23 protein-coding genes are annotated in these 19,110 nt (G+C 40.5%); 21 read left to right on the forward strand and 2 right to left on the reverse strand.

All coding sequences use genetic code 11. The annotated features are described in order from the left end of the window. The first annotated feature begins 29 nt into the window (after positions 1–29). The 18 genes from QUF73_23365 to QUF73_23450 all read left to right on the forward strand — a co-directional run bounded on the left by QUF73_23365 (position 30) and on the right by QUF73_23450 (position 15,597). A complete protein-coding gene (locus tag QUF73_23365; protein ID MDM5229049.1) occupies positions 30–191 on the forward strand; it encodes a hypothetical protein in 162 nt (53 codons plus the stop codon). Positions 192–228: 37 nt separating this feature from the next. Beyond that, positions 229–381 (forward strand): hypothetical protein, encoded by a 153-nt coding sequence (locus tag QUF73_23370; GenBank protein MDM5229050.1) that lies wholly within the window; start codon positions 229–231, stop codon positions 379–381. 121 nt (positions 382–502) lie between these two features. Continuing rightward, the gene (locus QUF73_23375; protein ID MDM5229051.1) at positions 503–973 is read left to right on the forward strand and encodes a PRC-barrel domain-containing protein; all 471 of its coding nucleotides are present in this window, start codon (positions 503–505) and stop codon (positions 971–973) included. Positions 974–988: 15 nt separating this feature from the next. Continuing rightward, a complete protein-coding gene (locus QUF73_23380; protein ID MDM5229052.1) occupies positions 989–1,180 on the forward strand; it encodes a hypothetical protein in 192 nt (63 codons plus the stop codon). A gap of 25 nt (positions 1,181–1,205) precedes the next feature. Continuing rightward, the gene (locus QUF73_23385) at positions 1,206–1,340 is read left to right on the forward strand and encodes a YrzQ family protein (protein MDM5229053.1); all 135 of its coding nucleotides are present in this window, start codon (positions 1,206–1,208) and stop codon (positions 1,338–1,340) included. 158 nt (positions 1,341–1,498) lie between these two features. Beyond that, a complete protein-coding gene (locus QUF73_23390; GenBank protein ID MDM5229054.1) occupies positions 1,499–2,587 on the forward strand; it encodes an AI-2E family transporter in 1,089 nt (362 codons plus the stop codon). Between the two features lie 383 nt (positions 2,588–2,970). After that, positions 2,971–5,604 (forward strand): alanine--tRNA ligase, encoded by a 2,634-nt coding sequence (alaS, locus tag QUF73_23395; protein ID MDM5229055.1) that lies wholly within the window; start codon positions 2,971–2,973, stop codon positions 5,602–5,604. 242 nt (positions 5,605–5,846) lie between these two features. Further along, on the forward strand, positions 5,847–6,113 hold the full coding sequence (locus tag QUF73_23400; GenBank protein ID MDM5229056.1) for an IreB family regulatory phosphoprotein: 267 nt from the start codon (positions 5,847–5,849) through the stop codon (positions 6,111–6,113). Positions 6,114–6,115: 2 nt separating this feature from the next. Next, positions 6,116–6,532 carry a Holliday junction resolvase RuvX gene (ruvX, locus tag QUF73_23405; protein ID MDM5229057.1) on the forward strand — a complete coding sequence of 139 codons (417 nt, stop codon included), beginning with the start codon at positions 6,116–6,118 and terminating at the stop codon, positions 6,530–6,532. A gap of 14 nt (positions 6,533–6,546) precedes the next feature. Beyond that, positions 6,547–6,831: a DUF1292 domain-containing protein gene (locus tag QUF73_23410; GenBank protein MDM5229058.1), complete on the forward strand. Its 285-nt coding sequence runs from the start codon at positions 6,547–6,549 to the stop codon at positions 6,829–6,831. 317 nt (positions 6,832–7,148) lie between these two features. After that, positions 7,149–8,282 (forward strand): endolytic transglycosylase MltG, encoded by a 1,134-nt coding sequence (gene mltG / locus QUF73_23415; protein MDM5229059.1) that lies wholly within the window; start codon positions 7,149–7,151, stop codon positions 8,280–8,282. Positions 8,283–8,615: 333 nt separating this feature from the next. Next, positions 8,616–9,251 (forward strand): O-methyltransferase, encoded by a 636-nt coding sequence (locus QUF73_23420; GenBank protein ID MDM5229060.1) that lies wholly within the window; start codon positions 8,616–8,618, stop codon positions 9,249–9,251. 5 nt (positions 9,252–9,256) lie between these two features. Next, positions 9,257–10,186, forward strand: a complete 930-nt coding sequence (locus QUF73_23425) for a peptidase U32 family protein (protein ID MDM5229061.1) — start codon at positions 9,257–9,259, stop codon at positions 10,184–10,186. A 35-nt stretch (positions 10,187–10,221) separates the two neighbouring features. Then, positions 10,222–11,490 (forward strand): U32 family peptidase, encoded by a 1,269-nt coding sequence (locus QUF73_23430; protein MDM5229062.1) that lies wholly within the window; start codon positions 10,222–10,224, stop codon positions 11,488–11,490. 3 nt (positions 11,491–11,493) lie between these two features. Further along, entirely contained in the window at positions 11,494–12,129 is a 636-nt protein-coding gene (udk, locus tag QUF73_23435; protein MDM5229063.1) for a uridine kinase, read from the forward strand. 249 nt (positions 12,130–12,378) lie between these two features. Further along, positions 12,379–12,855 (forward strand): transcription elongation factor GreA, encoded by a 477-nt coding sequence (greA, locus tag QUF73_23440; protein ID MDM5229064.1) that lies wholly within the window; start codon positions 12,379–12,381, stop codon positions 12,853–12,855. A gap of 57 nt (positions 12,856–12,912) precedes the next feature. Then, the gene (locus QUF73_23445; GenBank protein ID MDM5229065.1) at positions 12,913–14,706 is read left to right on the forward strand and encodes a penicillin-binding protein 2; all 1,794 of its coding nucleotides are present in this window, start codon (positions 12,913–12,915) and stop codon (positions 14,704–14,706) included. A gap of 228 nt (positions 14,707–14,934) precedes the next feature. Then, on the forward strand, positions 14,935–15,597 hold the full coding sequence (locus QUF73_23450) for a YrrS family protein (GenBank protein ID MDM5229066.1): 663 nt from the start codon (positions 14,935–14,937) through the stop codon (positions 15,595–15,597). A 19-nt stretch (positions 15,598–15,616) separates the two neighbouring features. Here QUF73_23450 and QUF73_23455 read toward each other — a convergent pair whose 3' ends face one another. Continuing rightward, on the reverse strand, positions 15,617–15,823 hold the full coding sequence (locus QUF73_23455; GenBank protein MDM5229067.1) for a YrzA family protein: 207 nt from the start codon (positions 15,821–15,823) through the stop codon (positions 15,617–15,619). A gap of 206 nt (positions 15,824–16,029) precedes the next feature. On the opposite strand from QUF73_23455, the gene mtnN reads away from it, so the two are divergent. The 3 genes from mtnN to QUF73_23470 all read left to right on the forward strand — a co-directional run bounded on the left by mtnN (position 16,030) and on the right by QUF73_23470 (position 17,736). After that, positions 16,030–16,728 (forward strand): 5'-methylthioadenosine/S-adenosylhomocysteine nucleosidase, encoded by a 699-nt coding sequence (gene mtnN / locus QUF73_23460; protein MDM5229068.1) that lies wholly within the window; start codon positions 16,030–16,032, stop codon positions 16,726–16,728. 231 nt (positions 16,729–16,959) lie between these two features. Continuing rightward, the gene (locus QUF73_23465; protein ID MDM5229069.1) at positions 16,960–17,220 is read left to right on the forward strand and encodes a YrhC family protein; all 261 of its coding nucleotides are present in this window, start codon (positions 16,960–16,962) and stop codon (positions 17,218–17,220) included. A gap of 375 nt (positions 17,221–17,595) precedes the next feature. Beyond that, positions 17,596–17,736 carry a YrzI family small protein gene (locus QUF73_23470; GenBank protein MDM5229070.1) on the forward strand — a complete coding sequence of 47 codons (141 nt, stop codon included), beginning with the start codon at positions 17,596–17,598 and terminating at the stop codon, positions 17,734–17,736. 682 nt (positions 17,737–18,418) lie between these two features. Here QUF73_23470 and QUF73_23475 read toward each other — a convergent pair. After that, entirely contained in the window at positions 18,419–19,096 is a 678-nt protein-coding gene (locus QUF73_23475; protein ID MDM5229071.1) for a DUF2642 domain-containing protein, read from the reverse strand. Positions 19,097–19,110: the final 14 nt, after the last annotated feature.

Here is a 19,110-nt window from a genome sequence, read left to right on the forward strand (position 1 = left end):
TATACCATCAGATTTATAGGAGGGATTTTATGGGAAAGTGGAATGAAGAAGCTGCACCAAACAACAATATGGCTTCAGAAGAGCTGGCAGCCTCCAATCTAACCTCCAGCGCTGACCTGGTTAAAGGTGATAATAAGAAAGATTCAGCCAAAGGGGAATTAAAAAATCCTGGCAATAGAAGGACTGTGTAGCCGTTTAATTATAAATTTATATAGAGGAGCAGTGAACATGAATAATAAAAGCAGAAGCTCTCTTCTCAATCTCCATGGTGTGAAACGGCGTAAAAAGCCGAAGCAGCCGGATTATGAATTTTCAGAGGAACTTTCGGATGGTGGAGAGCGTAATGAGCGTTTTAATAAGCCGAGATATACCGGCAAGTAAAACTTATTCTTAGAACTAAACTGGGAGAGAAAATATTTTTTGGCTCCCATGGCAATGGTTTTCCGTCATGTTTTTTGAGGGGCAGTGAAAACTAAAAATGTTCGGGAAGGCGGGATTCTCTTTGCGGACATTTTCTTTATTAAAAGGTTTGCCGGTCTTTGAATTGAAAACCGGCAATAAAGCAGGCGATATTTGTGATTTATCCATTTCAGGCACCGGTAAAGTACAGGGATTACTGCTGCGAAAGGGCGCTCTTCTGAAAAAGACATTTATCATCAATATTGAGGACGTGGCATCTTTTGGATGGGATGGAGTAATGATTGAAGATTCCTCTGTTCTGCAAGCAATTCCAAAACATGAGGATTATACATGTGAGACCCATAACCGGTTAACTGGAAAAATAATTATGAGCCAGGAAGGTGAACGGCTGGGCTTACTTGAGGATGTATACTTCAAGGAAGAATTGGGCACGATTGTAGGGTACGAACTGTCGGATGGCTTCTTTTCAGATGTGCTGGAAGGAAAACGTGTCATAAAAACCGATGACCCGCCTGCAATTGGAAAAGACGCCATAATTGTAAATGTAAAATAGTGAGGTGTCTTTTCCGTGCTGAAATGTCCAAATTGCCAGAGCAAAGATATTGGAAAAATTGGAATTAACCAATTTTACTGCTGGAATTGCTTTATAGAACTTTCCTTGTCCAAAGGGGTCATTAACACCCATCAAGTAGAGGAAGATGGTACACTTAGCTCCCTTGATGATTTATTTGAAGAAGATGAGCGCCGGTTTCTTTCGTAATTATTGACGAAAGAGGTGAGCCAGTTTGAACAAAATATTAACCTCTGCAATGATGCTTGGGGCAGGCATGGCTGCTTATAATTACGCGCAAAAGAATAATATGATATCAGGCCGAAAAATGAAACGCATGCAAAAAAGAATAACGAAAGCTTTATTTTAAAATTATTTTGGGGCTGGTTCTTTATAAAGGGCCAGCTTTTTTGTGGAATTGAATGCTTGAGCTCCTGTCCCATGAACAAGGCATTCGCGCTTGCTTATTACATACGATGCATAAATCCCCACGAAGCAATCACAATAAAAACAAGGAGGCGGGCCATATTGAATATTCAAATGAAATGGTACTACCGGCTTGGATTTCTGCTTCTCTTGTTTATTGTGATTTTAGTTTTTCTAAAGCTTCAGGCATTATGGATGCCTGTTCTGGAAATCTTATTGGCAGTATTCATTCCTTTTGTCATTGGAGCATTTATTACATATCTCCTTCACCCGATTGTGGAAAAATTGCATGAAACTGGCCTTCATAGAGGGTTTGCCGTTTTTATTATTTATTTTTTATTTTTCGGGGGGATCGGACTAGCTTTATATAAAGGGATTCCAGCTTTTATTCATCAATTGCGTGATCTTGCAGAAAATGCTCCTCAATTTGCCGATCAGTACCGGGAATGGATCGACCTTATTCAGAGTAAAACATCAACATGGCCTGATGGCCTGCAAACCAGGATAGATGATGTCATTGCAGCGGTTGAGGAACGGTTAAATAATCTTTTATCGAAGGTAATCACATTTTTTCTTAATGTTTTGAATTATGCTGTGATTATCGCTGTTATTCCCTTTATTTCTTTTTATCTCCTTAAAGATTTTTCGATTATGAAAAAAGCTGCCTGGTATTTGACGCCAAGGAAATGGAGAAAGGAAGGCGTTTTATTCTTAAGGGATGTAGATAAGTCCCTGGGAAGCTATATTAGAGGCCAGCTTTTGGTATGTGCGGCCATCGGAGCTATATCTTCTCTGCTTTTCTGGATCTTTGATATTCGCTATCCTCTATTGCTTGGCACTATAATCGGAGTTACCAATGTAATTCCTTATTTTGGCCCAATTATCGGAGCAGTCCCGGCTGTAATCATTGCCTCTGCTTTATCGGTCAAGATGATCGTGATTACGATTGGCATCATTATAGTTCTTCAGTTTCTCGAGGGGAATATCCTATCACCCCTGATTGTTGGAAAAAGCCTTCATATGCATCCGCTTCTCATTATGCTGGCCTTGCTGGCTGGCGGGGAAGCAGCAGGGATATTGGGCTTAATCATCGCAGTTCCGATTTTAGCTGTCATTAAAGTAAGCATCATACATGCGAAAAAACACTTTTCAAAAAATAAACAGCCAAAAATCACCGGAACGCCATCATGATGTTGACAACAATAAAGATAAATCGCTATAATTCGTCTATAAAGCTATATTAAACATGGTGACGGAATAAGTATGTTATAGGCCATCTGCGTGAAATGCCAGTATTGCATTCATAAAAGAGAGGGAGTTCCCAGGCTGAAAGAACTCCTAGATGAAGGATAACAGAAAGCTAATCCCGAGTGCAGCTAATCCCTGCCGTTTATCCGCGTTAAGGATCTGAGAGATGGGGGATTTACTAATGAACTGGATAAAGTTCTGGTCATTATTCGTAAAACTTCCATAATCAGGGTGGTACCGCGAGCAAGCTCTCGTCCCTGTCCAGGGATGAGGGCTTTTTTTGTTGTTTTTAAAAGTTTTTACATATTTTTAGGAGGCTGGTTAGAATGAAACAATTATCAGGTGCTGAAATACGCCGAATGTTTTTAGACTTCTTCAAGGAGAAAGGACACGCTGTTGAACCCAGCGCTTCCCTAGTCCCTCACGAAGACCCTTCCCTGCTTTGGATTAATAGTGGTGTCGCCACTCTGAAAAAATATTTTGACGGCCGTGTCATCCCTGAGAATCCAAGGATTACAAATGCCCAAAAATCCATCCGCACCAACGATATTGAAAATGTAGGCAAAACAGCAAGGCACCATACATTTTTTGAAATGCTGGGCAATTTTTCAATTGGTGATTACTTTAAAGAAGAAGCAATCATTTGGGCTTGGGAGTTTTTGACTGATAAAAATTGGATTGGTTTTGAAGAAGAAAAGCTATCTGTTACGATTCATCCCGAAGATGACGAAGCTTTTAAAATCTGGCGGGAAAAAGTAGGAGTTCCGGAAGAAAGAATTATCCGCCTGGAAGGAAACTTCTGGGATATCGGAGAAGGCCCAAGTGGTCCAAATACAGAAATCTTCTATGATCGCGGACCTGAATATGGAAATGATCCGGAAGATCCCGAACTATACCCTGGCGGTGAAAACGAGCGGTATTTAGAAGTTTGGAACCTTGTGTTTTCTGAATTCAACCATAATCCAGATGGCACCTATACGCCTCTTCCAAAGAAAAATATTGATACCGGGATGGGACTTGAACGGATGGCATCTGTCGTTCAAAATGTGCCTACCAACTTTGATACAGATCTATTTATGCCAATTATCCGCGGAACAGAAGAAATCTCGGGCAAGAAATATGGAGCTTCTAAAGAAACGGATGTTGCATTTAAAGTTATTGCCGATCATATCCGTACAGTAGCATTTGCAGTGGGGGATGGTGCACTGCCTTCCAATGAAGGACGGGGTTATGTATTGAGAAGATTGCTTCGCCGTGCAGTCAGATATGCCAAGCAAATCAATATAAACGAGCCATTCATGTATGATTTGGTGCCGGTAGTAGGAGAAATAATGCATGACTTCTATCCGGAAGTAAAAGAAAAAACAGAATTTATCCAAAAGGTCATCAAAAACGAAGAAGAACGTTTCCATGAAACACTCCATGAAGGTCTTGCCATCCTATCTTCTGTTATTAAGAAAGAAAAGGAAAAAGGCAGTGTTACGATTCAGGGAGAAGATGTCTTCCGACTTTATGATACGTACGGATTCCCGGTAGAATTAACTGAGGAATATGCGGAAGAAGAAGGTATGAAAGTGGATCATGCCGGATTTGAAAAGGAAATGGAAGGACAGCGCGAGCGTGCACGTTCAGCGCGTCAGGATGTAGATTCCATGCAAGTCCAAGGCGGCGTATTAGGGGAACTGAAAACTGAAAGCGTATTTGTTGGATACGAAAAGCTCCAGACAGAAACAAGAGTAGCTGCGATTGTGAAGGAAGGGCAATTAATTGAAGAAGCTCATGCGGGTGAAGAAGTTCAGCTGATCCTGAATGAAACACCATTTTACGCAGAGAGCGGCGGACAGATAGCGGACCAGGGAACTCTTGAAGCAGAGGGTTTAAAGGTTTCCATTAAGGATGTTCAAAAAGCGCCAAATGGACAAAACCTTCATAGAGCTGTCGTTGAAGAAGGAACGCTGAAGGCTGAAGCATCTGTATTGGCTTCAGTAAATGAGCAAATCCGTTCTAAGGTAATCAAGAATCACACTGCAACTCACTTGCTTCATCAGGCTTTAAAAGATGTATTGGGAAGCCATGTCAACCAGGCTGGATCCCTTGTAGGCCCTGATCGCCTGCGCTTTGACTTCTCCCATTTCGGGCAAATTACCTCTGAAGAACTTGAGAAGGTTGAGGCTATTGTCAACGAACAAATTTGGCAAAGCCTTGAAGTTGATATCAATTTCAAGGATATTGATGAGGCAAAGGCAATGGGGGCTATGGCTCTATTTGGTGAGAAATATGGCAAGATTGTCCGTGTTGTTCAGGTTGGGGATTACAGTCTTGAGCTTTGCGGCGGGTGCCATGTTCCGAACACTTCTTCTATCGGATTGTTTAAGATTCAATCGGAAAGTGGAATTGGGGCTGGAACACGCAGAATTGAAGCTGTAACTGGCGAGGCTGCATATAAGCTGATGAATGACCAGATTCATGTTTTAAAAGAAGCTTCAGGCAAATTAAAAACCAATCCAAAAGATTTGTCTTCAAGAATTGATGTGCTGCTTGGAGAAATGAAGCAGCTGCAGCGGGAAAACGAATCTTTAGCTGCAAAATTGGGCAATATTGAAGCAGGGAGCCTGGTATCAAAGGCAATAGAAGTCAACGGCGTTACTGTTCTTGCTGAGAAGGTTCAGGCGTCAGACATGAATAATCTGCGCAATATGGCCGACGATTTAAAACAAAAACTCGGATCTGCAGTTGTGGTATTAGGCAGTGTAAATGAGGGTAAAGTGAATATTATAGCAGGGGTAACAGATGATCTGATCAAAAAAGGCTTCCATGCAGGCAAAGCGGTAAAAGAAGTCGCTGCAAAATGCGGAGGCGGCGGAGGCGGCCGTCCGGACATGGCCCAGGCTGGCGGAAAAGACCCGGAAAAACTTGAAAGTGCTCTGCAATTTGTGGAAGAATGGGTTAAATCCGTTTGATATCCCTGAAAAGTAGTGTAAAATGTAGGTAACCAAGAGAGATTGTTCATCATCAGGAAGAAACAGCTTGTTCTTCACCATGTTTTCCTGTCAGGAACAAGATCATTTATTGATCGCTCTGTTTATTCAGGCGGCAGGCCAAACCGTTATGAAGAGCTGGACAAGCTGGCTGTTCACCGGATTTCAGGTCCGGCACATATAAGCTATCCTCATCCTTCATACAGAAAAGCGAGGTGTAAGATATGAGCTCATTTGATAAAACAATGAGGTTCAATTTTCCTGAAGAACCAATCGAACAAGATGTGAATGAAGTTCTTTTTCAAGTTTATGGGGCCCTCCAGGAAAAAGGGTATAACCCTATTAACCAAATTGTCGGTTATCTGCTGTCCGGGGATCCAGCTTACATTCCCCGCCATAAGGATGCCCGCAATATCATCCGTAAACTTGAACGGGATGAGATCATCGAAGAATTGGTTAAGTCATACTTAAAACAGCAGCGTGAGGGATAAACATGCGGACTATGGGACTGGATGTCGGCTCTAAGACAGTCGGCGTCGCTCTAAGCGATGCGCTTGGATGGACAGCGCAGGGCTTGGAAACCATCAAAATCAGCGAGGAAGAAAAAGAGTTTGGTTTTGAAAGAATTAGTGAAATAATAAAAGAGCATGAAGTCAGTAAAATTGTTGTCGGCTTGCCAAAAAATATGAATGGAACCATTGGCCCCCGAGGTGAAGCAAGCCAATTCTATGCTTCAGAGCTGGAAAAGCTATTTGGTCTTCCAGTCGTATTATGGGACGAGCGTCTCTCTACGATGGCAGCTGAAAGAGTTTTGCTTGAAGCGGATGTCAGCCGCAAAAAACGGAAAAAGGTCATTGATAAAATGGCAGCCGTCATGATTTTACAAGGCTTTTTAAATAGCCAAATTTAATGAGGTGAACAGAAATGAACCATGGAGATAACAACATTACTGTAATTGACGAGGAAGGCAACGAGCAGCTTTGCGAAGTATTGTTCACGTTTGATTCCGAAGAATTCGGCAAGTCATATGTCCTGTACTACCCAGTGGGGGCAGATGAAAATGACGATGAAGAAATTGAAATTCACGCATCTGCATTCAGCCCAAGCGAAGACAGCAAGGATGGCGAGCTTCAGCCGATCGAAACAGAAGAGGAATGGGATTTAATTGAAGAAATGCTTAACACATTCCTTGATGAGCAAGAAGATTAATAAAACTGGCCCCCCGGGCCAGTTTTTTATTTTTTCTCTCCGAATTCTGATATGAGTTCAAAAGGCCTAAAATTTATAAAACCAAAAGTGAAAAGCGTGGAAATTATTGGCGAATCTTTTTGGTTTTTGTAATATCCTGCGACTTCCAAAAGAAAATATAGTATAATTAGCCGAGATGTATCAGGAAACAAAGATGATACAACGATATTCTTAGGCTTGTTGGCAAGCAAGTATACTGGTTAATACTGGATAACATCATGCTATTGGCCTGTCTCTTGCAAAAGAAGCCAACGTCTTTGGAACGGAGGGGATATGTGATGTCGGCAGACGATAAAAAAGGGAAAAAAGAAATAATACGCGAAAAAATGATTGAGCGCCAAGGTGAAGCGAAAGTAGTCCGGAAAATTGTAATGATAGTTGCAATCATATTATTAATCTCAGCTGCTGCAGTGATTGGCGGCGGATATTTTTATATTAATTCAGCTTTAAAGCCTGTTGATCCCGACAATGATAAGTCAAAGAAAGTAGAAATACCAATCGGTTCATCTGTTACAGGAATCGGCAATGTTCTTGAAGAAAATGGGATTATCAGGGATGCGCGTGTCTTTAAATATTATGTAAAATTTAAAAATGAAGCTGGATTCATGGCTGGAGAATATGAATTGAAGCCTTCCATGAACATGAAGGAAATCCTGGATAGCTTGAAAACAGGTAAGGTTATGGAAGAAATGGCTTTTAAGATCACCATTCCGGAGGGAAAACAGCTTGAGCAGATCTCAGGAATTATTGCCGAAAAGACTGATAAAAAACCTGAAGACGTTTTGAAGAAACTCAATGATAAAGCTTTTATTGAGTCTTTAATAGCAGAATATCCTGAATTGCTGACAAAGGAAATCCTTGCAGAGAATATTAAGTATCCCCTAGAAGGATACTTATTCCCGGCAACCTATCCTTTTTACAAAGAAGATCCGACTATAGAGGAAATTGTCAAAGTTATGCTCGATAAAACGGCATCAGTTATTAAAGAGTATAGAGGTGACATGGAGCAGCGGGAATACACCCCCCACAAATTGTTGACAATGGCATCGCTCATAGAGGAAGAAGCAACCGCGAAAGTAGACCGTGATCAGATTGCGAGTGTTTTCTACAATCGGATAGACACAGGAATGCCGCTGCAGACAGATCCAACTGTCCTGTATGCACATGGAGAACATAAATCAAGGGTCCTATATAAAGACTTGGAGATCGACTCGCCATACAACACATATAAGTATCCTGGACTGACGCCCGGACCAATTGCCAATGCCGGCGTTTCATCAATTGAAGCAGCATTGGTGCCGGCAGAGACAGATTACCTGTACTTCCTGGCTACATCTACAGGAGAAGTGCTTTTCTCAAAAACTCTAGATGAGCATAACCAAAAGAAAGCACAGCATATTACAAATAATTAAACAGCAAAAAAGGGGAATGTGCAGATATAGCATTCCCCTTTTAATTATGGTAAAATAGATCAGGTGTTTTAATACAAGCTTTGCGATAGCGTAAATCACGGACAAGCATGGATACAGGCTCACCTAAGCCGGAATGCCGCACAGCGCATTTTCACATCCTATCTGTGAACGCTATTTTTTCATGTCTAAATAGAATAGCGGAAAGGGACGACAAGATTAAGACGATTCCTGTAAGAGGCGTATTTTCTTCTGGAGGGAAACGGCTTAGACCCGGAGTCCTGAGAGCCGCAGCTGGACAATAAAATTCCGTCTGATCGAGGTGATGCCAGCTTGATGAATGATAAGCTGCATGCATATATAGAGGAAATAATACCTGAAAGACCACACTTACTGAACAAAATGGAGCGATACGCCAAGGAACATAATGTTCCGATCATGGAACTGGCAGGAATCGAGGCGATGCTTCAGCTTTTGCGCATCCAAAAGCCGAAAGCGATTTTGGAAGTAGGCACGGCAATTGGCTATTCTGCACTCAGAATGGCATTCGCAGTTCCTGAAGCAAAAATTGTTACAATTGAACGCGATGTGGAACGTTACCAGCTAGCCGAGCAATATATAGATGAAGCCCGGAAAAAGGAGCAAATCCTCATCATAAAGGGAGATGCACTGGAAGTTGAGGAGGACGTCAAAAAACACGGACCCTATGATGCAATTTTTATCGATGCAGCAAAGGGGCAATATCAGCGGTTTTTTGAATTATATTCCCGCTATCTATCTGATGACGGTGTAATCATTACAGATAATGTCCTCTTTAAAGGCCTTGTGTGTGAATCTGATATAGAAAATAAACGTATCCGGAATCTGGTTAAAAAAATTGATATGTTTAATAAATGGTTAATGAGTCATCCTGAATATCACACAGTTATTTTGCCTGTTGGGGATGGCGTGGCAATTAGTAAAAAGAGGTGATAATAATGAAAAAACCTGAACTGTTAGTAACACCCACAAGAGTTGAAGATATCGAGCAGCTTGTGTCGGCTGGTGCAGATGCCTTTGTTGTAGGTGAACAGCGTTATGGACTGAGGCTTGCAGGAGAATTCACAAGGGAAGATGTGAAAAAAGCGGTGGAAATTGCCCACAAGCATGAAAAAAAAGTGTTTGTGGCGATGAATGCTTTATTTCATAACGATAAAGTGCCTGAGCTCGAGGACTATATCAGTTTCTTAAAAGAAATAAATGCTGATGCTGTTATCTTCGGGGATCCGGCTGTATTAATGGCAGCCCGTTCGGCTGCCCCTGACATGAAGCTCCATTGGAATACCGAAACTACTGCAACAAACTGGTATACATGCAATTACTGGGGCAGAAAGGGTGCTAAACGCGCAGTCCTGGCAAGAGAGATTAATATGGATGCCATCATAGAAATAAAAGAAAATGCTGAAGTAGAAATTGAAGTGCAGGTTCATGGCATGACAGCAATGTTCCAATCAAAGCGCTCCCTGCTTGGCAATTATTATGAATATCAGGGAAAAGCCCTGGAAGTTGAAAACCGCAAACAGGAAAAAAATATGTTCCTTCACGACAAGGAACGGGAAAACAAATACCCGATCTTCGAAGATGAAAATGGCACCCATATCATGAGCCCTAATGACATCTGCATTATAGATGAACTGCAGGAAATGATTGAAGCAGGTGTTGATTCATTTAAAATTGACGGGGTATTAAAAAGCCCGGACTATATTATCGAAGTCACTAAACTCTACAGAAAAGCTATTGATCTATGTGTCGAAGACCCGGACCAATACGATGAAATAAAAGATGGCCTTCTTGCTGAGATTGAAGAAATTCAGCCGGCGAACCGAAAGCTTGATACTGGGTTCTTCTTCAAAGAAACCGTCTACTGATTTGACTATATTAAAAAGAAAGAGGAGGAAGCTTTATGGCAGCGGTAAAAGAAAAAATTTCCGAAATTGTCAACGGCAAAAGGGTTATTGTAAAGAAGCCTGAATTGCTTGCTCCGGCAGGAAACCTTGAAAAGCTGAAAATTGCCGTCCATTATGGTGCAGACGCCGTGTTCATCGGCGGACAGGAATATGGCCTCCGTTCGAACGCAGGCAACTTCACTTTTGAAGAAATGAAAGAAGGCGTGGAATTCGCCAAAAAATACGGAGCTAAGATTTATGTCACAACCAATATTTTCGCACATAACGAAAATATTGATGGTCTTGAGGAGTATTTGCTGGGCCTTAAAGAAGCTGGAGTAGCAGGAATCATTGTAGCAGATCCGCTTATCATTGAAACCTGCCGCCGTGTTGCCCCGGAAATAGAAGTTCATTTAAGCACGCAGCAATCCCTATCTAACTGGAAGGCAGTCGAGTTCTGGAAAGAAGAAGGCTTGGAGCGTGTCGTCCTTGCGCGTGAAACAAGTGCGGAGGAAATAAAAGAAATGAAGGAGAAGGTAGACATTGAAATTGAAACCTTCATCCACGGGGCAATGTGTATTGCTTACTCCGGACGCTGTACACTCAGCAATCATATGACAGCCCGTGATTCCAACAGGGGCGGCTGCTGTCAATCCTGCCGCTGGGATTATGACTTATACCAGCTTGAAGGCGAGAATGAAGTTCCTTTATACAGTGAAGGAGTTGCTCCTTTTGCAATGAGTCCGAAAGATCTTAAGCTGATTGAATCAATTCCACGTATGATTGAACTGGGAATCGACAGCTTAAAAATAGAAGGACGCATGAAATCTATTCATTACATTGCAACAGTAGTCAGCGTGTACCGTAAAGTGATTGATGCCTATTGTGCAGATCCAGATAACTTCAAGATTAAGCAGGAATGGCTTGAAGAGCTTGATAAATGTGCAAACCGCGAAACAGCTCCTGCTTTCTTTGAAGGGGTTCCTGGGTATAAAGAGCAAATGTTTGGAAATCATAGCAAAAAGACGAATATCGATTTCGTCGGGCTTGTGCTGGAATACAATCCGGATACAAAAATTGTTACCCTTCAGCAAAGAAACAAATTTCAGCCTGGAGAGGAAGTTGAATTCTTCGGTCCTGAAATTGACAATTTTACACAAGTCATCGATAAAATATGGGATGAAAAAGGCAATGAGCTGGATGCAGCGCGCCATCCGCTTCAGATTGTTCAATTTAAGGTTGATAAGCCGGTATACCCTAACAACATGATGCGAAAGGAGCTCTAATCAATGAAACGCAAACCCGTTGTAATTGGGGTAGCCGGCGGTTCCGGCTCAGGTAAAACGAGCGTAACCAAAGCGATCTATGACCGCTTCAAAGGGCACTCAATCCTTATGATAGAACAGGACTATTATTATAAGGATCAGACTCATCTGCCTTTTGAAGAAAGATTGAAAACGAATTATGACCATCCGCTTGCATTTGATAACGATTTGCTAATTGAACATATTGAAAGCCTGCTGAGATATGAACCGATTAACAAGCCTGTATATGATTATGCCATGCATACAAGGTCAGAAGAGGTAATTGAAGTCGAACCAAAGGATGTAATCATCTTAGAAGGTATTCTGATCCTAGAGGATGAGAGGCTCCGTAATTTGATGGATATGAAATTATATGTAGATACGGATGCCGACCTGCGTATTATCCGCCGCTTATTCAGGGATATAAAAGAACGGGGACGCACCATGGATTCAGTCATAGAACAATATGTGAATGTGGTACGGCCAATGCATAACCAATTTATTGAGCCTACCAAAAGATATGCTGACATCATTATCCCAGAAGGCGGGCATAATTATGTTGCCATCGATTTAATGGTCACAAAAATTCAAACAATTCTTGAACAAAAGTCATTTTTATGAAACAATAGCATTGAAAATGTTCTATAGGACTTATCCTTTTACCGAATGGCTGTGTTAAGATCTGATGCTGATTCTAGCTATAGGCCGTCAGCAAAATCTTCCAGAGCCAGTCAACATAAAAAGATGATCTGCGCGCCCTTTAACAAAGGACGCGCTCCTGTTCATTTTCCTAAAAATATGATAAAAAGAAGTACATACATTATAGAACACATACTTTTAAAGAATGTGTAATTCGAAGGAGTGAAGGTTTTGGCTACAGAAAAGGTTTTCCCAATGACACAAGCAGGTAAAGAAAAACTTGAGCAGGAACTTGAATATTTAAAATCGGTTAAACGCAAAGAAGTGGTTGAACGTATAAAAATCGCAAGAAGCTTCGGAGATCTTTCCGAGAACTCAGAATATGATTCAGCGAAAGAAGAGCAGGCATTTGTTGAGGGCCGGATTACCACTCTTGAAAATATGATCCGCAATGCAAAGATCATCCAAGAGGAAGAAATGGCCGGAGATATTGTGGGACTTGGCCGTTCCGTTACTTTCGTAGAGCTTCCAGATGGAGACGAAGAAACTTACACCATCGTGGGAAGTGCAGAGGCAGATCCTTTTGAAGGAAAAATCTCAAATGATTCTCCTATTGCAAAAAGCCTGATTGGCCGTACAGTTGGAGACGAAGTTACTGTTCAGACTCCTGGTGGAGAAATGAACGTACGCATTGTTTCCATTAAATAAGAATAGCTGGTTTGAAATCAGAAAACCTCGTCAAGACTTTTGACGAGGTGTTTTTTTATGTGGAGAAAAAGAGCAGTTGGCTGGCTTATCGTAAGTTTCATGGTCCTTTGTTTTCTTATGGGCAGACTGATACAGCTGCAGCTTGTTTCAACAGAGCATTTTACAGGCAGAGAAATCAATCTATTGGAAGCGAGTGTACGTCAGCGGTCCCAAGAGATGATCATTGATGCCGGGAGAGGAAATTTCCTGGATCGCAGCGGAAATCCAATGACATTTGAGAATAAATCTGTTCTTATATTATTCCCCTTCCTTGCAAGAATGGAGTGGGATATAAAGAAGATATCTGAAATTACGGGTGCTTCGGAGTATTCTTTGCGACATTCAGTTGAGAATGCAAAAGAGCCGTTTGCCTTTGGAATCCCAGAGCCAATACAGCTGTCATTCGATCAGATGGAGGACATCAATGCATTGAAAATTCCGGGTGTCTTTGCTGTTGAGAAGAAATACAGCCGTTCTGAGAAACCCGCTTCTCAGCTAATTGGAATTACCGGACAAAATCAGAACGTTTTAAATGAAAGGTATCCGGACAAAGATCTGTCTTCTGACACAATGATCGGCATTACCGGCATGGAGAAAAGCTTTGATGAGTTTCTGCTTCCTGAAGGGGCATCAAAACTTGTCTATCATGTGGATGCGACAGGCGGACCGCTGTTTGGGATTGATGTAAAATATGTTGAGCCGGCAAACCCCTTTTATCCGGTCAATATTAAAACAACTTTGGACTACGATTTGCAGATGGTGGCCGAAAAATTGGCTGATCAGCATGGGATTAAAAAAGGCGGAGTTGTCCTCCTTGATATTGAGACTAATTCGGTTTTGGCAATGGTGTCACGTCCATCCATTAATAAAGATAATCCTTTTGATGAAGAAAGCAGCGGGACGGTTAATCATATGATTAAACAGCAAATTATGGGATCGGTTTTTAAAACTGTGGTGGCAGCTGCGGCAATTGATCATGGTCTGGACGATCCGAAAAGGCAATTTGACTGCAGCAGGAAAATAAACGGAGAGCCCGATCTTAAATACCAGCATGGGATGCTGAATTTTAATGATAGCTTTGCCAGAAGCTGCAATAATACATTTGCTTCCATTGCTAAGGAGCTGAAAGATATTAACCCGGATCTCCTTGAGGAGTATGCAGAAAAGCTTTCATTAATGGGTCCTGTGAGCTGGCAGGGAGATATTTATCATTTTAATGATTTTAAACAGCTACAAGATGAAGAAAAAGGACGTGTATTTCTGTCTGAAGATGCAAAAAAAGATAGTAATTTTGCAGGACTGACAGGGATCGGACAGCATGAAGTGAGAGCCACTCCACTTGCTGTTGCCAACATGATGGCAACTATAGCAAGAGGAGGCGAAAAAGAAATGGTCCGGGTTGCTTCTGAAATAGAATATAAAAACAGTACATCTCTTATAGAATTCAAGAAGCAGAAGCTGGAGGGGGATATAATTGCCCCTTTTACTGCTATGAAGCTTCAAAGGCTGCTTAGGGAAGTAGTAATAAATGAAGAAGGGACCGGCCGCTGGTTTAAAGAACTTCCATACGAAGCTGCAGGTAAATCGGGCACTGCAGAAACAGGCATAATGTCAGATGGAAAACAGCTTCACAATAAATGGTTTGCTGGATATTTCCCTTATAAAAATCCTAAATATGCCCTTGTAGCGGTAAACCTGGAAGTTACTGAAGACACAGGAGGGGTAAATCCGCTTTTTGCTGATATTGTGAAAGAAATCTATAACAATAATCATAAAAAAGAAAATCCTCCATCTGGCTCTGCAGACTCTTAAACAAATATGGTATAGTGTAACTTTCCACATGCTGACGTCGTCCATTTAATTGCTGACAGTACCTTTAGTCCATAGGTTATTTCTTTTAAGATAACCTGATTCCATGTTAGAATGTTGACAGCCGCTGTTTGGGCAATAGTCTGTCGGCATGCGGCTGGGGTAATGCTTACTAAGCATTTATTAATATATTTACCTGAAAGTCTGATAATAGATTGGGGAGGATAAACCTTGAAAGGAAATAGCAGAGAATCCCGTTTTGGAAAACGGGAAAAAAGAAAAAAAACAAATATCGTTTTAAATAGTCTTATTGCACTTGTTATCGTCTTGATTATTTTTGTCTCTGCCAAAATATTCTTTGGCGGAAATAATGACCAGGCAATGCCGGCTGATGAACAGACAGCATCTGAGAATGAATCAAAACAAAATGATAATAAAGACCAGGGCAAAAACGTGGAGCAGGATAAAGAGGACGAGAATATAGATAAGAATTCCGAAGAGGAAGAAAAAGAGGCAGAAGAAAATGAAGCCGAAGAGGAATCAGAAGAAGATAAAGAACAAGTCGTGACAGAAGGCGGAAGTGCGCCTGATGTGGAAAAAACGATCGAAAATCCAGCATGGAAACCAGTTGGTACATCTCAATCCGGGGAACATACTGCTGTTTATGATCAAAATTCTGCTGATTGGCAGGAAATGCTCAATGCCATTACCTATGCTACCGGAGTTGATCAGGGCAATATGACTGTATGGTTCCTTGGCAATAATGGGCCAAACAGCTCTGTCGGGACAATTTCCACAAAAGATCAAAGCGAAAAGTACCGTGTCTATATAGACTGGGTTGACGGAGAAGGCTGGAAGCCATCCAAAGTAGAAGTATTAAATGAAATCAATTAATAAGGACGCCTTGGCGTCCTTATTTTTTTACTTTATAGTGTACCATCGCCGAGTAATAAGTTCTTCCATTCTCATCAAGATGCATTTGATGGGAAACGTGATGGACAGATAAAAGGATTGCTTTATTATGCTCAATCTGTGTATTTATTTTCTTTTCAAGCTCTTTTAAATCAAGAGCCTCATAGAACTCAACCTTATCTTCTATCAAATCGAACTGAAAATTCATTGTGATTCCCTTCCTTTCAATACTGTTTTACAATATTTATTTTATGGGGTGCATTTTAGTCTGGCAACTTTCAAATCTGGATAGATTTCCGAATATGGTAAACATCCCGTCTAAGATGGTAGAATAGAGTTTGGATACTGCATATGGGCATTCTAATACTGATGAATGCAATCAAAAGCTTAGAAAAATGAGAAAGAGGTTTTATAATGAAAATAGCTATTATTGGAGCAATGGAAGAGGAAGTTACTTTACTTAGAGATAAAATAGAAGACAGGCACCAGGAAACTATTGCCGGATGCGAGTTTACAGCTGGTAAAATGAATGGCGCAGACGTTGTGCTTCTCCGTTCAGGAATAGGTAAAGTAAACGCAGCCATGTCCACTGCTATTCTTTTGGAGAGATATAAGCCGGATTATGTAATCAATACGGGTTCTGCTGGAGGCTTTAATCCAGAACTGAATGTGGGCGATGCGGTAATCTCAACAGAGGTTAGGCATCATGATGTAGACGTTACCGCTTTTGGCTACGAATATGGACAAGTGCCGCAATTGCCGCCTGCTTTTGAAGCAGACGGCAGTCTGGTGCAGATCGCTGAAGCGTGTGCAAAGGAAATCGGGGATATCCAGGTTGTCAGAGGGTTAATTGCAACAGGTGATTCCTTCATGAATGATCCGGCAAGAGTGGATTATATCCGTGATAAATTTACAGACTTGCAGGCAGTAGAAATGGAAGCAGCGGCGGTGGCACAGGTTGCCCATCAATTTCAGACTCCTTTTGTTGTCATTCGTGCACTCTCTGATATTGCTGGAAAAGAATCCGATGTTTCATTTGAGCAATTTTTGGAGAAGGCGGCACTTCATTCTGCTACGCTGGTAATGAAGATTGTGGATGCCCTAAAGCAGTAATTAAAGATAACGGCGTTTTGGCGGCTTTTCATCATGGGGAGCCGTCTTTTCGTCTTATCAGAATCTATATGTTTGAACTTTGATAACTGTCTAGCTTCAGGCGCCTTCCGCTTTTCTAATTTGGATGTTTTTCCCTCGCTTACATTATTTACATCACCTTCACATCTGACATATATGTTAAAGTAGGATTATAGTCTTTAATAAGACCTATTCCATAGAAGGTGATAATAAATGAAGAATGAAGCAAAGCATTTATTTGAAAAAATGGTGGATTTCAAGCGTTTTGCAATTTCTATGCTTGCTGTCGGATCTTTTTTTTACATTGGTTTGATTATCCCTGACACTGCAAATACAGTTTCTGATTTATATATAATGGCTGGATCTTCTTCAGCTTTCCTCTTTGGCTCAATCCTTTTCTTTATCCTTTCAAAACGATGCCGAAGTAAATTGAATGAAACGGATGAAGGCCAGGAATACCTAATGAGGAAATAAATAATATGAACGTCCGGAGTTCCGGGCGTTTTTTTTTTATAAAATAAAAATTTAATAAAAATGATCAAAAAAGGTTTACAAATTATATAATCGTGGATATAATTACCAATGTAAGTGAAAAATTCTAAAAAGGAGGTCGAATGAAATGATGTTAAAGGCAATTGTATTAGATGCACAGCTAAATAAATATTTTACGAATTCGACCTACATGGAATGGATCGCTTAAATTTGCTTAATTGACATTACATATCCATGCCGCAGGGAGAATTGTGCCCTGCGGTTTTTTATGCCTTATGGCCAGGCCGCTGGGAGTGTATCTCTTTGCGGCTTTTTTGTGCCTTCAGGCTGGATATGAAAGAGGAGGTGGAATATCTAATGACATTAAATATATTATTTTTGACAGTCACAATAAAAAAACGTCAATTATCAGCAGAAGATGTTGTTCGCGAACAAATGGCTAAAAAAATTATTGATCAAAACCGTGATCGTCAATTCTCTATTTACCGTCCATTTTAATTTCAGTAATAAAAAATTAGGAAAGGTGGTTTGCTAAATGTTTTACATTTTACAAGGACGTCAGGCAATTTTCTGGGTGGAGAAAGATTCCACCTAACGAAACAGTTAGGAGGGAAGGAGCCATGTCTCTGCATATATTAATTTTAACGCTGAAATTCCGCAGGAAAAGGAATTGACCCATTTGGTCACGATTAACAGAATGTTCACAATCTCCTTCTTTTTTGTAGCAAAAGCCATGTTACATTAAAGAAAATAAGGAAATTTAAAAAAGGAGTGTGAAAGATGTTCTGGATTGTAATGGGATTAGTTGTTTGCGGTTCTATCGGCTGCATTATTTCTGCTGAGGTAAGCGTAATAGAATAACATGCCATAAAAGAAAAGGACTGACTTTTTTAATATCTAAAGTCAGTCCTTTTTATATGGAAAAATCCATAGAAATAAAACGATTGCCAAAGTTGCGAGCAATATTAGCAAGGTATTTAAAGAAAATCCTTCGAAAATGAATTTTGCAAGGCTGTCCATTAGAACAATGAAAAAAACAAGAGCCAGAATAACGCGCTGCGGGTTCAAAATCGTTTCCCTCTTTCATAGTTTGTCAATTTATTTTAACGAATAGTGCAGTTGATTGTCTAATCAAAAATGGCGTATTCAGTTTTCGAAAATTGGCGCTTCTGTACTTTCATTACTGGTTATTAGTAAAATGTATTGTTTTAAGATGGTGCATGTTTAAATAGATATACTCTTGTTTAGCTGTAACTAATTCAATAAAATTATTCTCTAATTTAACCACTTTGCCTATCACTTGGCAGTGCCCTCCTACGTTTATGACAATTAACTCTCCAGCCAGTTTGTCAACTTGAACTTCAAGTGATCTGGCTAATGAAATGTTTGTTGGACTTAAAGGAAGCTGCTCGTTATTAAGCCCATAAGGCCGTTTATTTGAAGTATAAGGGATGAGCCACTTTAAATGATTTAGTGATATCAGCATAGTTTTATATACAGGAGAATAAAACACAAAGTAATTATTCATTATGCTTGTTACGTACCCATGGATAGCCTGATTGCCAGTAATATATATTTCACTGAACATTCCTTTTGCTGAATTCAATATTTTTCTTAATGACAGCTCATCTTGATGTTCCAGATTAGGAGAATCGGCTGGCGGATTTATTGAAATTTCACTTGAATTCAGGACATTCATATCCTGAATATGAACAGCCGGAATATATAAATAATCTTTTCCATCGAACAGTACAAGTATATCGCTTCCAATGTCAATCAATAACCCCGTCAAAACTTTTTTTTCGGATAACTTTAATTTTAAGTTCTCTCCCATTAGTTTTTTAAATATATTTTTCAAGAAAACTCCTCCTT

Source organism: Cytobacillus sp. NJ13, assembly GCA_030348385.1.
Classification (GTDB): domain Bacteria; phylum Bacillota; class Bacilli; order Bacillales; family Cytobacillaceae; genus Cytobacillus.

Excerpts from the sequence above, each read along its gene's own strand:
- QUF73_23445 (MDM5229065.1), top strand. The coding sequence starts at position 12,913 with ATGTGGAGAAAAAGAGCAGTTGGCTGGCTTATCGTAAGTTTCATGGTC.
- QUF73_23365 (MDM5229049.1), top strand. The coding sequence starts at position 30 with ATGGGAAAGTGGAATGAAGAAGCTGCACCAAACAACAATATGGCTTCA.
- QUF73_23430 (MDM5229062.1), top strand. The coding sequence starts at position 10,222 with ATGGCAGCGGTAAAAGAAAAAATTTCCGAAATTGTCAACGGCAAAAGG.
- QUF73_23425 (MDM5229061.1), top strand. The coding sequence starts at position 9,257 with ATGAAAAAACCTGAACTGTTAGTAACACCCACAAGAGTTGAAGATATC.
- QUF73_23420 (MDM5229060.1), top strand. The coding sequence starts at position 8,616 with ATGAATGATAAGCTGCATGCATATATAGAGGAAATAATACCTGAAAGA.
- mltG (MDM5229059.1), top strand. The coding sequence starts at position 7,149 with ATGTCGGCAGACGATAAAAAAGGGAAAAAAGAAATAATACGCGAAAAA.
- mtnN (MDM5229068.1), top strand. The coding sequence starts at position 16,030 with ATGAAAATAGCTATTATTGGAGCAATGGAAGAGGAAGTTACTTTACTT.
- alaS (MDM5229055.1), top strand. The coding sequence starts at position 2,971 with ATGAAACAATTATCAGGTGCTGAAATACGCCGAATGTTTTTAGACTTC.
- udk (MDM5229063.1), top strand. The coding sequence starts at position 11,494 with ATGAAACGCAAACCCGTTGTAATTGGGGTAGCCGGCGGTTCCGGCTCA.
- QUF73_23400 (MDM5229056.1), top strand. The coding sequence starts at position 5,847 with ATGAGCTCATTTGATAAAACAATGAGGTTCAATTTTCCTGAAGAACCA.
- QUF73_23410 (MDM5229058.1), top strand. The coding sequence starts at position 6,547 with ATGAACCATGGAGATAACAACATTACTGTAATTGACGAGGAAGGCAAC.
- QUF73_23470 (MDM5229070.1), top strand. The coding sequence starts at position 17,596 with ATGACATTAAATATATTATTTTTGACAGTCACAATAAAAAAACGTCAA.
- QUF73_23455 (MDM5229067.1), bottom strand. The coding sequence starts at position 15,823 with ATGAATTTTCAGTTCGATTTGATAGAAGATAAGGTTGAGTTCTATGAG.
- QUF73_23370 (MDM5229050.1), top strand. The coding sequence starts at position 229 with ATGAATAATAAAAGCAGAAGCTCTCTTCTCAATCTCCATGGTGTGAAA.
- ruvX (MDM5229057.1), top strand. The coding sequence starts at position 6,116 with ATGCGGACTATGGGACTGGATGTCGGCTCTAAGACAGTCGGCGTCGCT.
- QUF73_23465 (MDM5229069.1), top strand. The coding sequence starts at position 16,960 with ATGAAGAATGAAGCAAAGCATTTATTTGAAAAAATGGTGGATTTCAAG.